Raw genomic sequence first — 14,596 nt, 5'->3', positions numbered from 1 at the left:
CATCGCGAGCAGGCTCGCTACCACAAGGGATTTGGGTGCAAACGGTCCCCTGTGGGAGCGAGCTTGCCCGCGATGAGGCCCTCAAGCCCAGCAAAACATTCAGATCAGGTCGCAAGCTCCACCCGCCCACGAAACTGCTCCAGCGCCTCGGGATTGGCCAGTGCATCGGTGTTCTTTACCGCCTCGCCATGCACCACGTTGCGCACCGCCAGTTCCACCACCTTGCCGCTGATGGTGCGTGGGATATCGTTGACCGCGAGGATTTTCGCCGGCACGTGGCGCGGTGTAGTGTTGGCGCGGATGACCTGGCGGATCTTCTGCTCCAAGGCGTCGTCCAGCACCAAGCCCTCTCGCAGGCGCACAAACAGCACCACCCGCACATCACCCTGCCATTGCTGGCCGACGGCAACGCTGTCCAGGACTTCCTCGACTTTTTCCACCTGCCGATAGATTTCCGCCGTGCCGATGCGCACACCACCGGGGTTGAGCACCGCGTCGGAGCGGCCGTGGATCAGCAGGCCGCCGTGGGGCAGCTCTTCGGCGTAGTCCCCCTGGGCCCACACGCCCGGGAACTGGCTGAAATAGGAGGCGCGAAGTTTCTCCCGCTGGGGATCATTCCACAGCCCGATGGGCATCGCCGGGAAATGCCGGGTGCAGACCAGTTCGCCTTTTTCGCCAACCACCGCTTCGCCGGCTTCGTTCCATACCTGCACGGCCATGCCCAGGCTCTTGCCTTGCATCTCGCCGCGGCGCACAGGGGCCAGCGGATTGCCGTTGACGAAGCACGACACGATGTCAGTGCCGCCGGACATCGAGGCCAGGCAAACATCGGCCTTGAAGTCGCGGTAGACATAATCGTAACTGTGGGGCGCCAAGGCTGATCCCGTGGACAGGATCGTCCTCAGGCTGCCCAGGTCGTGGGTCTGGCGTGGCTTGATGCCTTGGCTTTCCAGGGCGGCCAGGTATTTGGGGCTGGTGCCGAATACGCTGATGCCTTGTCGGTCGATCAGGTCGAGCAGGCGTTCCGGGCTGGGGTGGAACGGCGACCCGTCATAGAGCACAACCGCGCTGCCCACGGCCAGCGCCGACACCAGCCAATTCCACATCATCCAGCCGCAGGTGGTGTAGTAGAACAGCCGGTCTTCGGGGCCCAGGTCGACGTGCAGGCCATGTTCCTTGAGATGTTGCAGCAGCACGCCACCGGTGCCGTGGACGATGCACTTCGGCACGCCGGTGGTGCCGCTGGAATAGAGAATGTACAGCGGGTGATCGAACGGCACGGGGTTGAACACCGGCTCGCCGCCGCATTGGTAGAAACCGTCCCACAGGGCCACGCGGGCTGGGGTCTTGAAATCTTCGACGCGAACGTCGGGCTGGGCGTAGGGCAGTACGATCAATTGTTGCAGCGACGGTAGCCGTTCGAGTATTTCGTTGACCTTGGGCCGCTGGTCGATGGTTTTCCCGGCGTAGCGATAGCCGGCGCAGGTGATCAGGACCTTGGGTTCTATCTGACCGAACCGGTCGATGACGCCCTGGGTGCCGAAATCCGGCGATGAACATGACCAGATGGCGCCCAGGCTGGTGGTGGCGAGCATGCACACCAGCGTCTGCCAGGTGTTGGGCATGCAAGCGGCGACCCGATCGCCCTGGGTCACGCCAGCGCCTTGCAGGCTTTTTTGCAGGCCGGCGACATGGGCGGCGAGATCGGCCCAGGTCAGCGTTTCTTCGCCGCCGTTTTCATCGAGTGCGACCACTGCCACGGCGCTGTCGCGGCGACGCAACAAGTGTTCGGCGAAATTCAGCGTCGCCCCTGGGAACCAGCGGGCACTGGGCATCTGCGGGCCTTCGTCGAGCACCGCGCCAGGCGCTTGATGGAAGCGGATCTCGAAGAAGTCGACGATGGCCTGCCAGAAGGCTTCGCGGTGGTCGGTGCTCCAGGCATGCAGGGTCGGGTAGTCGTTGAGTTGCAGCGAGTGCCGTTCGTTGACGAACCGGCGAAAGGCGTCCATTCGCGACTGGGCGATGCGTTCGGGGCTGGGGTGCCAAAGGATGTCGGACATGGTTTGCCTCTTGTTTTGGGGCTTACAAATAGTTCAGCACAAGGCGCCGGATGTGGCGAGGGAGCTTGCTCCCGCTGGCCTGCGAAGCGGGCCCAAGAGGCGCCTGCTGCGCAGCCGAGCGGGAGCAAGCCCCCTCGCCACAAAAGCTCGACGACGCGGCGTTATTGAGCCAACCACCCACCATCAATATTCCACGCCGCGCCCCGCACCTGGCTGCCCGCTTCACTGCACAGGAACAGCACCAGCTCACCCAACTGCGGCGGGGTCACGAACTCCAGGGACGGTTGCTTCTCGGCCAGCAGATCATGCTGGGCCTGTTGCGGGTCCACACCCGTGGCGATGCGGTCGTCGATCTGCTTCTGCACCAGCGGCGTCAGGACCCAGCCCGGGCAGATGGCGTTGCACGTGACGTTGCTGGCGGCAGTCTCCAGGCCCACTACTTTGGTCAACCCGATCACCCCGTGCTTGGCCGCGACGTACGCCGCCTTGCCCACCGAACCGACCTGGCCATGCACCGAGGCAATGTTGACGATCCGTCCCCAGCCCTTGGCGCGCATGCCCGGAAGGCTCAGGCGGGTGGCGTGGAACACCGAGGACAGGTTGATCGCAATGATCGAGTCCCAGCGCTCCACCGGGAAATCCTCCACGGCCGCCACGTGCTGGATGCCGGCATTGTTCACCAGGATGTCGACGCCGCCGAATTCGCGCTCGGCGTAGGCGAGCATGTCGGCGATCTGCGCGGGGTCGCTGACGTCGGCCGGATGATGGCCGACCTTGACGCCGTGTCGAGCGACTTCGGCGACCACCGCCGAAGCATCGCCAAAGCCGTTGAGGATCAGGTTGGCGCCGGCCTTGGCCAGGCTCAGGGCGATGCCCAGGCCGATGCCGCTGGTTGAGCCGGTGACCAGGGCCGTCTTGCCGGAAAGGGTGGTTGTCATGGGAACCTCACACAATGCCAGTGGCGTAAAACACACCGATCACGAAGAACACCGCGAGGGTCTTGATCAGCGTAATACAGAAAATGTCTTTGTAGGCTTCACGGTGGGTCAGGCCCGTGACCGCCAGCAAGGTGATGACCGCGCCGTTGTGGGGCAGGGTGTCCATGCCGCCGCTGGCCATGGCCGCTACCCGGTGCAGCACTTCCAGTGGAATGTTGGCGGCGTTGGCGGCGCTGATGAAGGTTTGCGACATCGCCGCCAGGGCGATGCTCATGCCACCCGACGCGGACCCGGTGATGCCCGCCAGCAGCGTCACGGTCACGGCTTCGTTGACCAGCGGATTGGGGATGTTCTTGAGCCAGTCGGCGAGCACCAGGAAGCCCGGCAGGGAGGCGATCACCGCACCGAAACCGTATTCCGACGCGGTGTTCATGGCCGCGAGCAACGCACCGCCCACCGCGCTCTTGCTGCCTTCGGCCAGCTTGCTGCGAATGGCTCGGAAGCCGAACAACAGCACCATGACGATGCCCACCAGCAAGGCCGCTTGCACGGCCCAGATCGCCGTGAGCTTGGCGATGTCGCTGGTCACCGGCGCTGCCATGCCCGGCAGGGCCAGGCTATGGGTCTTGCCGTACCACTGTGGGATCCACTGGGTGAACAGCAGGTTCATGACCCCTACCGCCAGCAATGGCGAAACGGCGATCCAGGGGTTGGGCAGCTTGATGTCTTCGGCGGTTTCCGGCTCGTTGCGCAGCTCGGTACCGTAGCCTTCGCCCGTGCGCTGGGCCTTGTTGCGTTGGCGCTGCAAGAACAGCATGCCGAAGCTGAACACGAATATCGTACCGATCACCCCCAGCCACGGCGCTGCCCAGGCAGTGGTATTGAAGAAGGTGCTGGGGATGATGTTCTGGATCTGTGGCGTGCCGGGCAGGGCGTCCATCGTGAACGAAAAAGCGCCGAGGGCGATGGTGGCCGGGATCAGCCGCTTGGGAATGTTGCTCTGGCGGAACATCTCGGCCGCGAACGGATAAACCGCAAAGACCACGACGAACAGCGACACGCCGCCATAGGTGAGCAGCGCGCACACCAGCACGATCACCAGCATGGCCTGGCGCGTGCCCAGCAGGCGAATCGCCGCCGCGACGATGGAGCGGGAAAACCCCGACAGCTCGATCAGCTTGCCGAACACGGCGCCGAGCAGGAACACCGGGAAGTAGAGTTTGATGAAGCCGACCATCTTGTCCATGAACACCCCGGTGAAGGCTGGGGCAACGGCGGACGGATCGGTGAGCAACACCGCGCCGAGGGCGGCGATGGGGGCAAAAAGAATGACGCTGTAGCCACGGTAGGCGGCAACCATCAGCAGCGTGAGGGCTGCCAAGGCAATGATCACACTCATGGTGTGTCTCCTGGATTGTTATTTTTGTGGGTGATGCGGTGGGGAGGGCTATAGCGAGTTTTGTGCCAGTTGTTTAACTTATTGAAATGTAAGGAATTTATTGAGGTGGGCGACGTGAGCTGGGAAAGTGCGTCTCTGTTTTGAGATTTTTGTTGGAATTACTGGCCTCATCGCGAGCAGGCTCGCTCCTACAGGTGAACGACGATGGCAGGGAGAACGCCAGTTCCTGTGGGAGCGAGCCTGCTCGCGATGAGCGCGAAGCGCTCCAAACCATATGTCCAAATATGGAGAATTGAGTCTCTCTACTGAGACTCAGCAATCCCCAGCGCCACCATTTTCTTGTAAAGCGTCGACCGCCCCAGTCCCAACCGCTCGGCTGCCTCAATCACCCGCCCACCGCATTGCGCGAGGGTGGTCTCGATCAAATGTCGATCGAATCGGGCCCGGGCCTGGCTGAAGGTTTCCTGGGGCAACGGCTCGAGGCTCGGACTCGCCGCGCGTACCACCGGCGTGAAAGTACCGATGGCGGCACGAATGTCGGCGGCGGTGAGCATCAGGTCGTCGCTGAGCAGCGCGGCCCGTTCCAGCACGTTGCGCAACTCCCGGATGTTGCCCGGCCAGGCGTGCTGGCCCAGCAGGTCGAGGGCGTCGGGATTCAGTTCGTGCTGGCTGCGCAATTCTTCGAGGATCGCCTCGCTCAGGGCCGGCAGGTCATCCAGGCGTTCGCGCAGCGGCGGGACCTGGATGGGCAGCACATTGAGGCGGTAATACAGATCCGCCCGGAATTCGCCACGCTGGATCGCCGCCTCCAGGTTGGTGGAGGTCGCGGCAATCACCCGAACATCGCTTTGCAGTACTTCATTGGAGCCGACCGGTTCGTATTCCTTTTCCTGCAACACGCGCAGCAGTTTGCTTTGCAAGGGCAGCGGCATATCGCCGATTTCGTCGAGGAACAATGTGCCGCCCTGGGCGATTTGCAGCTTGCCGGCGCGGCCCTTGCGGTCGGCACCGGTGAAGGCGCCTGGCGCGGTGCCGAAGAATTCGGCTTCCAGCAAGGATTCGGGGATGGCGGCGCTGTTGATGCTGACAAACGCCTTGTGCGCACGCGGCGAAGCACCGTGAATCGCCTGGGCCAGAAGCTCCTTGCCGGTGCCGGTTTCGCCGAGGAGCAACACCGGGGAGTCGGTGCTGGCGCTGCGCCGGGCACGGCGCTTGACCTCGAGTCCCGCAGCGCTGGTGCCGATGAAATGGGCAAAGTTGTACTTGGTCTGCCGTGCCCGCAACAGCGAGCGGGTAGAGGCCAGTTCTTCCTGCATGCTCAGGTAGCGCTTGAGCATCGGCGACAGGCTGCGCAACTCGTCGAACAGGGCAAAACCGATGGCGCCGATCACCGCGCCGGCGCTGTCATGGATCGGCAGGCGCATCACCACCAGCGGTTCCTTGGGCGTGTCCTGCATGTCCAGCAGGATCGGCCGCCCGGTACGCACCACCTCTCGCAACAAGCTGCCCGGAATGACGCTTTCGCAAGCCCGGCCGATGGCCTCTTGCGCCGAATTCAGGCCGAAGCGACGAGCGTAGCGCTCGTTCATCCAGACGATGTTTGCATCGCGGTCGACGATCACCGTGCCTTCGCTGGACTGCTCGATGATTTCGAACAACGAGCGGATCGCCAGCGTACGCACGCGCTTGTAATCCTTGAGGCTTTCGGTGGAGTTCATGATCGGATCCGGGTTGTGTGTTGCTTGTCAGGCCCCCATCGCGAGCAAGCTCGCCCCCACATTTGGCCTTCAGTGCAACACCGGCCAATGTGGGAGCGAGCTTGCTCGCGATGGGCGCGACACGAAGCTACGCCATGCGCCGCATTATGCCCACTCTGGATGCGCCGCCGCCAACAACTCCTTGGTATACGGGTGCTGGGGTGAATCGAACACATCATGGCTGGGGCCTTGCTCGACCACCTTGCCGTCCTTGATCACGATCATGTCGTGGGCCAGGGCGCGGACCACCGCCAGGTCGTGACTGATGAACAGGTAGGTCAGGCCGTATTTTTCCTGGAGCTGGCGGAGCAGGGCGACCACCTGCTTTTGCACGGTGCGGTCGAGGGCGGACGTAGGTTCGTCAAGCAGGATCAGGGCGGGCTTGAGCACCAATGCCCGGGCAATGGCGATGCGTTGGCGCTGCCCACCGGAAAACTCGTGGGGGTAGCGATGCCGGCTCTGCGGGTCGAGGCCGACCTCCTTGAGCGCCTGGATCACCTGGGCTTCGCATTGCTCGGCACTGGACCGGCTGTGGACTTCCAGGCCTTCACTGATGATCTGTTGCACTGACATTCGCGGGCTGAGGCTGCCGAACGGGTCCTGGAAGACGATCTGCATCTGCTTGCGCCATGGCCGAAGCTCTTTATGCGACAGATGATCAAGCGCCTGGCCCTGGAAGCGAATGCTGCCTTCGGACTCTATCAGCCGCAGGATGGCCTGGCCGAGAGTGGATTTGCCGGAACCGGATTCGCCGACGATGCCCAGGGTCTTGCCACGCTGGATATTCAGGCTGATGCCGTCCACGGCTTGCAGGTACTGCTTGCGCCGGAAGAATCCGCCACCGAGGGGAAAGCTGACGCGCAGTTCCTGCACTTGCAGGACGTCTTCGCGTTCGTCCCGGGGCAGGGCTTCGCCTTCCGGTTCAGCGTTCAGCAGTTCGCAGCTATAAGGGTGGCGCGGGGCGCTGAACAAGGTTTCGCAGGGGGCCTGCTCGACAATTTCCCCGGCTTTCATTACGCAAACCCGCTGCGCGATGCTGCGCACCAGGTTGAGGTCGTGGCTGATCAGCAGCAGGGACATGCCCAGGCGCTGCTGCAACGATTTGAGCAGCAGCAGGATCTTGCGCTGCACCGTTACGTCCAGGGCGGTGGTCGGTTCGTCGGCGATCAGAAGCTCCGGCTCGCAGGCCAGGGCCATGGCGATCATGACGCGCTGGCGCTGGCCGCCCGATAGCTGGTGCGGATAGGCCTTGAGTCGTTCGGCGGGTTTCTGGATGCCGACCAGGGCCAGCAATTCCAGGATGCGCTGGCGCGCGGCCTTGCCGCCCAGGCCGCGATGCAACATCAGTGTTTCGCCGATCTGCTTTTCGACGCTGTGCAGCGGATTCAGCGAAGTCATCGGCTCCTGGAAGATCATTGCGATCCGATTGCCGCGCAGTTCCCGTAGCGTCTTGGCCTCGGCACCCACCAGTTCTTCGCCGCGATAGCAAATGCTGCCGGTGGTGCGCGTGCCGGTTTCCGGCAGCAGTTGCAGGATGGAATGGGCCGTCACCGACTTGCCGGAGCCCGACTCGCCCACCAGCGCCAGGCATTCGCCTTGGCGGATGTCCAGGCACAGGTTGCGCACCACCGTCTGGCCGTTGAAGGCCACGCTCAGGTCACGGATTTCGATCAGGTTTTCGCTCATCTAAAGGTTCCGCTCATGACCGAGGGTCGAACGCGTCTCGCAACGCTTCGCCGATAAACACCAACAGAGAAAGAATCAGCGCCAAAGTAAAAAACGCCGTCAGCCCCAGCCACGGCGCTTGCAGGTTCTGCTTGCCCTGCGCGATCAGCTCACCCAGGGATGCGCTGCCGGCCGGCATGCCGAATCCCAGGAAATCCAGCGCTGTCAGGGTGGAGATCGCCCCGGTGAGAATGAACGGCAGGTAGCTCAGGGTGGCGTTCATGGCATTGGGCAGTATGTGCCTCACGATGACCTTGCGGTCGGTCAGGCCCAGCGCCCGCGCGGCTTTCACGTATTCGAGGTTGCGCCCGCGCAGGAATTCGGCACGCACCACGTCCACCAGCGCGAGCCAGGAGAACAGCGCCATGATACCCAGCAGCCACCAGAAGTTAGGCTCGACGAAACCCGACAGGATGATCAGCAGGTAAAGCACCGGCAAACCGGACCAGACTTCTAGCAGGCGTTGCCCCAGCAGGTCCACCCAGCCGCCGTAGTAACCTTGCAGGGCACCGGCGGCGATGCCGATCAGCGCGCTGATGGCGGTCAGCGCCAGGGCGAACAGGATCGACACCCGCGCGCCGAATATGACGCGTGCCATCACGTCCCGTGCCTGGTCGTCGGTGCCCAGCCAGTTCACGCTCGACGGCGGGCTTGGGGCCGGCCGCTCAAGGTCATAGTTGGGCGTGTCGTCGCTGAAAGGAATAGGCGGAAACAGCAGCCAGCCGTTGCCCTGGTGAATCAGGTCCTGCACATAGCTGCTGCGATAGTCAGCCTGGAACGGCAATTGACCGCCGAACTGCTGTTCGGTGTAGCGCTTGAACACCGGGAAATACAACGAGCCTTGGTAGCTCACCACCAAGGGCTTGTCATTGGCGATCAATTCCCCACCCAGGGTCAAGACGAAAAGCCCGATGAACAGCCACAGCGACCACCAGCCGCGACGGTTTTTCCTGAAGCGTTCGAAACGCCGCCGCCCCAGGGGCGATAACTTGAACATCAGGCGTTCCTCGCGGCGAAGTCGATGCGCGGGTCCACCAGGGTGTAGCAAAGATCGCCGATGAGTTTGATCAGCAGGCCGAACAACGTGAAGATGAACAGCGAGCCGAACACCACTGGATAGTCCCGGGACACGGCGGCCTCATAGCTCATGCGTCCCAGGCCGTCGAGGGAGAAGATCACCTCGATCAGCAAAGAACCGGCGAAGAACACGCTGATGAACGCCTGGGGAATGCCCGACACCACCAGTAGCATGGCATTGCGAAACACGTGTCCATACAGCACGCGTCGTTCACTCATCCCCTTGGCTCGCGCCGTGACCACGTATTGGCGGGTGATTTCGTTGAGGAACGAGTTCTTGGTCAGGATCGTCAGGGTAGCGAAGCCGCCGATGACCAACGACGTGACGGGCAGCACCAGGTGCCAGAAATAGTCGGCGACCTTGCCCAGCGTCGAAAGGGACTCGAAGTTGTCCGAGACGAGCCCGCGCACCGGGAACCAATTGAGCGAGGTGCCGCCAGCGAAGATCACGATCAGGAACATCGCGAACAGGAACGCCGGCATGGCGTAGCCGATAATGATTGCGGTGCTGCTCCAGACATCGAATGCCGAACCGTGGTGTACCGCCTTGCGAATCCCCAGGGGAATCGACACGAGGTAGGTGATCAGCGTCGCCCAGAGCCCGAGGGAGATGGTCACCGGCATTTTTTCCAGAATCAGGTCGGTGACCGTGGCACCGCGGAAGAAGCTTTTGCCGAAGTCCAGGCGGGCGTAGCTGGTGAGCATCAGCCACAAGCGTTCATGGGCGGGCTTGTCGAAGCCGTACTGTTTTTCGATGTCCTTGATCAATTGCGGATCCAGGCCTCGGCTGGCGCGGGAGCTACCGGTCATGGCATTGCCCGAGCTGCCGACGCTGGCGCCGCCGATGCCCTGCAGGTGAGCGATCGCCTGCTCCACCGGCCCGCCTGGCGCGGCCTGGACGATCACGAAGTTCACCAGCAGGATGATCACCAGCGTGGGAATGATCAGCAGCAAGCGCCGCGCAATGTAAGCCCACATCAGTGATGCCCTCCAGGCGAGCCACGCTTGATGCGTTCGGCGGTCATCTGTTCGTTGGTCAGTGGCGCGGTGCTGACTTCCCACCAGCTCTCGATGGCTTCGTCATTGCTCGCCTGGACTTTCGGCATGCCGAAGCGATTCCACCAGACCGTCGAGCTGCCTGGCGGGTAATAGTTGGGAATCCAGTAGTAGTTCCATTGCAGCACCCGGTCCAGCGCATGGGCATGGCGGAGCATGTCGTCCTGGGTGCTGGCTTTGACCAGGCCATCGATGAGGGCGTCCACGGCAGGATTCTGCAAGGCCATGTAGTTGTTGGCTCCCGGGTCGTTGGCCGCCGCCGAGCCGAAATAATTGTAAAGCTCCGTGCCCGGCGAAGTGCTGACCGGGTAGCCGGTAATGATCATGTCGTAGTCGCGGCTCATCAGGCGATTGACGTACTGGGACGAGTCGATGCGCCGGATGTGCATGTCGACGCCGATCTGTGCGAGGGTGCGCTTGTAAGGCAACAACAAGCGGTCTATTCCGTTTTGCGTGACCAGGAACGTGAAGCTCAGTGGCTCGCCTTCGGCATTGACCAGGCGGTCGCCTTCAGGTTTCCAGCCGGCCTGTTCCAATAGCGCCAGGGCCTGCAATTGCTTGTCGCGGATGACCCCGCTGCCGTTGGTCTTCGGCGCTTGGAACACCTGGGTGAACACCTCTTGCGGTACTTTGCCGCGCAGCGGTTCGAGAATCGCCAGTTCCCCCGCGTCGGGGAGCTCCCGGGCGGCGAGGTCGGTGTTGGAAAAAAAGCTCTGCTGGCGCACATAGAGGTTGCGCATCATCTGGCGATTGCTCCACTCGAAGTCCCAGAGCATGGCCAGCGCCTGGCGTACGCGGCGGTCCTGGAATTGTGGCCGTTGCAGATTGAACACAAAACCCTGGGCCGGCTGGGGCGCCTCGGTGGCAAGGTGGGCTTTTTGCAGCCGACCGTCGCGCAGGGCCGGGCTGTCGTAGCCGATGGAAAAGCCCGTGGCGGAGAACTCGCGGTTGTAATCGTAGGCGCCGCCACGCAAGACCTGCCGGGCCACGTCGGTGTCGCCGAAGTATTCGATACTGAAGTGGTCGAAGTTGTAGAGCCCGCGGCTGACCGGCAGGTCCTTGCCCCACCAGTCGGCGTTGCGCTCGAAGGTGATGCTGCGGCCCGAGTCGACCTTGCTCACCCTGTACGGTCCGCTGCCCAGGGGCGCCTCGTAACCGCCGCCGTTGGCGAAGTCGCGACTCTTCCACCAGTGCTCGGGAAAAACCGGCAAGGTGGCGATGTCCAGGGGCAGGGTGCGGCTTTCGTTATTCTTGAAGTCGAAGCGAACGGTTCGTTCCGATTCCACCTCGACACCTTTGACGGCGGCGAACTGCGTGCGATAGCGCAGGCTGCCCTGGGTCATCAGCAGGTCGAAGCTGTAGCGCACGTCTTGCGCGGTGATGGGCTTGCCATCGGCGAAACGCGCCTTGGGATTGAGGTAGAAGCGCAGGGACAGGCCATCTTCGGCGCGTTCCATTTTTTCGGCGACAAGGCCGTAGACGGTATAGGGTTCGTCCAGGGAGCGTTGGGCCAGCGGCGAATAGAGCATGCCGTCGACCTGGCTGACGCCGATGCCTTTGTCGATATAAGGCAGCACATGGTCGAAATGGCCGATCTCCACGGCCGAGCGGCGCATCGTCCCGCCCTTGGGGGCCTGGGGATTGGCGTAGGCAAAATGGGCGAAGCCTTCGGCGTACTTGGCCGGTTCGCCATAAACGGTCAGGGCATGTTGGGGGGCGGCATTCACGCCTGCGGCGCCCGTCAGCAGCACCACGGCAGTGAACAGCCAGGAGGGAAAAGCCAGTCGCATTGTCAGCCTTAAAGCCGGGTGATCGATGAGTGCGATTTGTACGCGAGGGACGCGCTGATCGCCAGCCCTTCGCATGGCTCAAGCATGACAGCCCGCCCTAAGGCGGACCGTCGTGTCGATAAACCGAAATCAGTCCTGGCGGCTGGTTACTTCCAGCAGGTGATAGCCGAACTGGGTCTTGACCGGGCCTTGAACCACATTGATCGGAGCGCTGAACACCACGGTGTCGAACTCCTTGACCATCTGGCCCGGGCCGAACGAGCCCAGGTCGCCGCCCTGACGGCTGGATGGGCATGTGGAGTTGGTTTTGGCGACTTCAGCAAAATCAGCGCCAGCTTCAATCTGGGCCTTGAGTTCGTTGCACTTGTCTTCGCTGGAAACCAGGATGTGGCGGGCAGTGGCTTTGGCCATGGAGGTACTTCCTTTCAGTGTCGTAAAACGCCCAGCCTACCGGAATCAGTCCGCGGTTGTTGCCAAAATTGCGTCAGAGTCCGACGATCCGCAAGCGTTCTGCATGTTTCACGTAGAGCTCCATCGGATCGTTTCCCTTGCGCCAGCCTCCGTCAGCGCCCTGGTTGAGGGTGTCCAAGTGATCCATTGGGTAGTCGGAGCGGATCACCTTGCCCAGGTGGGAGCTGAAGCGTCCGACGATGCCATCGTTCTGTCCCGCCTCGGTGGTGAAATATTCGGAAAAAGCGCGGCAGAAGTCATGCAACGGATCGGGCGCGCTATTGCCGGCTTGTTTCACGGTTTCCTGCACCGTGCCACTCCAAGAGTAATACCGCACGCCGTTAACCAATTGCGGCCCGTTGCCGCCCCAATGTCGGGGCAAGCCTTGCGGATACCTGTCATTGAATGCGCCTACGCCTTCGGTAGTCAGCGCCGCCAGCGCTGCAATAGCGTTTTGCGGAAGCTGTGCCTGGCCACTGAGCAGTGAAATGAAATCGGCGAAAAGCGTGGCGACCCGGTTCGCCACGTGTTCCGGCAAACGACCAGGCGTGAGGGCCTTGCGCAGGAAGTCAGCGAGTTCCGACCCTTGGTTGGGGCCGCTGACGGAGGTGACCGAGGCGACACTGCCGGGCGCCAGGGCGGCGGCATAACGAGCGGCCAACGCGCCCTGCCCGTGGCCGATAAGGTTGACCTTCGCGGCCCCGGTTCCTTCGAGAACCCGGTCCATCTGAGCCAGCAACTGTTCGCCGCGCGCTTCGTTGGAGTGGGTGGCCGACACGTACGGGACGAATACCCGGGCGCCGGCATTGCACAACGCCTGTCTGACGTCGTGAAAAAGTTCGAGCGGGCCGACCCTGTCGAACCCGAACAAACCATGTACCAAAAGGATGGGAAAGCGGGTGGTTGCATTCCGTTGCATGTTCGTACCTTTTTCGAAGAGGTTCATGTTGAGTTTGCGGCACCACTCTAATCCAGGCCGTTAGTGAGCGGTGTAGGACCAAACCGTTACTAGCTGCGGAAACAGGAATAGAAAGCGCGAGAAATTTTCCTCAAAAGCCAGGCGGCTCCTGCGGTTTCGGACGCTTCCGATAACCGATTGCCCTTCAAGCCACATCTCAAGGAGCGAGAGACCACGCAACTTGTCGCCTCGTCTGGCTGCGCGTCCCGGGCCGGAGAGTTCTAATGGTTTCATCCGGTGTCGCTATGGAAGCGGTGCCCCTTTCCAAGGGACTGGAGCCTGGAAATGACCATTGAATCAACTGTACGAAAAAGCCGGCCTCCATCGCGAAAGCTGCCCGCGCCTTTGCTGGCGAGGGCCCGCGAAGGCATCGTCGACCCTGCCTGGAGCAAGGCCGTCATCACCGTCAAGCCGTACCCGCTCATGTCCTGTGGCGACGAGCTGATGTTGTATTGGCGCGGGCTCAATAACGAAGGCGAGCAGTACCACCATCAAATTCGCCGGTTCGTCACGGAGCGGCAGGTCGGGCGCGAGCTTGTCTTTGTTGTACGCGAACCGCATATCGCCGAACTCGACGGCGGCTCGCTGGACATTTCGTACCGGGTCATTGGCAAGCAGTTGCCGACCGCATTGGCCTCACAGGCCCTTCAGCTGCAAATTGGCGACGTGGCGCCGCTGCTGCTGCCACCCATCGCCAATGATGCGGTGGGTGGGCACCTTGATCCGGGGCGGGTGCCTGAAGGCACGACGATGACCGTGCGGCCTTATTCGCGAATGGCGGCCGGTGATCGACTGATCCTTCTGGCCAGCCGCGACTCCAAGCCATTGTGGCGGGATGTGCTGGACATAGAGGCTCATGCAGTGGGCGAAAAAGTATCGTTCTGGATCGATCATGGAGACATCGCTTCCCATATCGGGCACTCGTTGACCGTGGCCTATGTCGTCAGGCGCGGACATTCGATACGTCGAGCCGAGCCGCTGTCCGTCTGGATCGGTCCTCTGGTACGCCCAGCGCTGGTGGCGCCGAGGGTATTGGAGTTGATGGAGGGTGAACTGGATGTCGACGGGCTCCATGACGCAGCGACGGTGGTGATCGACGGCGTAGGGCTGGAGGCGGGCGAACGGGTCTGGTTGCAATGCGACGGCAGCTACTCGGATGCCCAGGAGCGGGAAATCACCGAGGCCACGGCCGGCCAGCCAGTTGTCTTCACGGTGCCGATTGCCTATTGGCAGGAGCAGGGCGGCCAATCGGTCCGCCTGTTCTATCAGGTTGAGCGTCTGGATGATGTAAGCCAGCGCTCGCCGGAGATCACCATTGAAGTTCGCGCCAGGCCGTAACGAAGGATCCGCAATGAAAAAAACCGTGGCAAAAGGGAGCCAGCTCCC

Annotated in this window: 11 protein-coding genes; 1 reads left to right on the top strand and 10 read right to left on the bottom strand. The window is 62.3% G+C overall.

Features of this window, described 5'->3' with window-relative positions:
• Window positions 1-104: 104 nt before the first annotated feature.
• The 10 genes from M1D68_RS15065 to M1D68_RS15020 form a co-directional block, all read right to left on the bottom strand.
• Window positions 105-2,060 carry an acetoacetate--CoA ligase gene (locus M1D68_RS15065; RefSeq protein WP_457967446.1) on the bottom strand — a complete coding sequence of 652 codons (1,956 nt, stop codon included), beginning with the start codon at window positions 2,058-2,060 and terminating at the stop codon, window positions 105-107.
• Between the two features lie 161 nt (window positions 2,061-2,221).
• A complete protein-coding gene (hbdH, locus tag M1D68_RS15060; protein WP_420763551.1) occupies window positions 2,222-2,998 on the bottom strand; it encodes a 3-hydroxybutyrate dehydrogenase in 777 nt (258 codons plus the stop codon).
• 7 nt (window positions 2,999-3,005) lie between these two features.
• Window positions 3,006-4,397, bottom strand: a complete 1,392-nt coding sequence (locus M1D68_RS15055) for a GntP family permease (RefSeq protein WP_420763552.1) — start codon at window positions 4,395-4,397, stop codon at window positions 3,006-3,008.
• Between the two features lie 302 nt (window positions 4,398-4,699).
• Window positions 4,700-6,115, bottom strand: a complete 1,416-nt coding sequence (locus M1D68_RS15050) for a sigma-54 interaction domain-containing protein (RefSeq protein WP_420763553.1) — start codon at window positions 6,113-6,115, stop codon at window positions 4,700-4,702.
• Window positions 6,116-6,259: 144 nt separating this feature from the next.
• The gene (locus M1D68_RS15045; RefSeq protein ID WP_457967443.1) at window positions 6,260-7,840 is read right to left on the bottom strand and encodes an ABC transporter ATP-binding protein; all 1,581 of its coding nucleotides are present in this window, start codon (window positions 7,838-7,840) and stop codon (window positions 6,260-6,262) included.
• A gap of 13 nt (window positions 7,841-7,853) precedes the next feature.
• Window positions 7,854-8,876 (bottom strand): ABC transporter permease, encoded by a 1,023-nt coding sequence (locus M1D68_RS15040; RefSeq protein ID WP_420763555.1) that lies wholly within the window; start codon window positions 8,874-8,876, stop codon window positions 7,854-7,856.
• Window positions 8,876-9,934: a microcin C ABC transporter permease YejB gene (locus tag M1D68_RS15035; protein WP_434559485.1), complete on the bottom strand. Its 1,059-nt coding sequence runs from the start codon at window positions 9,932-9,934 to the stop codon at window positions 8,876-8,878. Before M1D68_RS15035 ends, M1D68_RS15040 begins: the two co-directional genes overlap by 1 nt.
• Entirely contained in the window at window positions 9,934-11,802 is a 1,869-nt protein-coding gene (locus M1D68_RS15030; protein WP_457967440.1) for an extracellular solute-binding protein, read from the bottom strand. Before M1D68_RS15030 ends, M1D68_RS15035 begins: the two co-directional genes overlap by 1 nt.
• Before the next feature lie 129 nt (window positions 11,803-11,931).
• Window positions 11,932-12,213 carry a peptidylprolyl isomerase gene (locus M1D68_RS15025; RefSeq protein WP_042610373.1) on the bottom strand — a complete coding sequence of 94 codons (282 nt, stop codon included), beginning with the start codon at window positions 12,211-12,213 and terminating at the stop codon, window positions 11,932-11,934.
• A 73-nt stretch (window positions 12,214-12,286) separates the two neighbouring features.
• Complete coding sequence (locus M1D68_RS15020; RefSeq protein ID WP_434559481.1) at window positions 12,287-13,171, bottom strand: esterase/lipase family protein; 885 nt, start codon at window positions 13,169-13,171, stop codon at window positions 12,287-12,289.
• 324 nt (window positions 13,172-13,495) lie between these two features.
• Between M1D68_RS15020 and M1D68_RS15015 the strand changes: the two genes are divergently transcribed.
• The gene (locus M1D68_RS15015) at window positions 13,496-14,548 is read left to right on the top strand and encodes a hypothetical protein (RefSeq protein WP_457967436.1); all 1,053 of its coding nucleotides are present in this window, start codon (window positions 13,496-13,498) and stop codon (window positions 14,546-14,548) included.
• Window positions 14,549-14,596 lie beyond the last annotated feature (48 nt).

Source organism: Pseudomonas sp. R4-84, from assembly GCF_054130985.1.
This window is presented reverse-complemented; position numbering and strand designations above follow the sequence as displayed.

What these genes read in the sequence shown, in the direction of transcription:
- M1D68_RS15065 (WP_457967446.1), bottom strand. Translation starts at nt 2,060, where the DNA reads ATGTCCGACATCCTTTGGCACCCCAGCCCCGAACGCATCGCCCAGTCG.
- hbdH (WP_420763551.1), bottom strand. Translation starts at nt 2,998, where the DNA reads ATGACAACCACCCTTTCCGGCAAGACGGCCCTGGTCACCGGCTCAACC.
- M1D68_RS15055 (WP_420763552.1), bottom strand. Translation starts at nt 4,397, where the DNA reads ATGAGTGTGATCATTGCCTTGGCAGCCCTCACGCTGCTGATGGTTGCC.
- M1D68_RS15050 (WP_420763553.1), bottom strand. Translation starts at nt 6,115, where the DNA reads ATGAACTCCACCGAAAGCCTCAAGGATTACAAGCGCGTGCGTACGCTG.
- M1D68_RS15045 (WP_457967443.1), bottom strand. Translation starts at nt 7,840, where the DNA reads ATGAGCGAAAACCTGATCGAAATCCGTGACCTGAGCGTGGCCTTCAAC.
- M1D68_RS15040 (WP_420763555.1), bottom strand. Translation starts at nt 8,876, where the DNA reads ATGTTCAAGTTATCGCCCCTGGGGCGGCGGCGTTTCGAACGCTTCAGG.
- M1D68_RS15035 (WP_434559485.1), bottom strand. Translation starts at nt 9,934, where the DNA reads ATGTGGGCTTACATTGCGCGGCGCTTGCTGCTGATCATTCCCACGCTG.
- M1D68_RS15030 (WP_457967440.1), bottom strand. Translation starts at nt 11,802, where the DNA reads ATGCGACTGGCTTTTCCCTCCTGGCTGTTCACTGCCGTGGTGCTGCTG.
- M1D68_RS15025 (WP_042610373.1), bottom strand. Translation starts at nt 12,213, where the DNA reads ATGGCCAAAGCCACTGCCCGCCACATCCTGGTTTCCAGCGAAGACAAG.
- M1D68_RS15020 (WP_434559481.1), bottom strand. Translation starts at nt 13,171, where the DNA reads ATGCAACGGAATGCAACCACCCGCTTTCCCATCCTTTTGGTACATGGT.
- M1D68_RS15015 (WP_457967436.1), top strand. Translation starts at nt 13,496, where the DNA reads ATGACCATTGAATCAACTGTACGAAAAAGCCGGCCTCCATCGCGAAAG.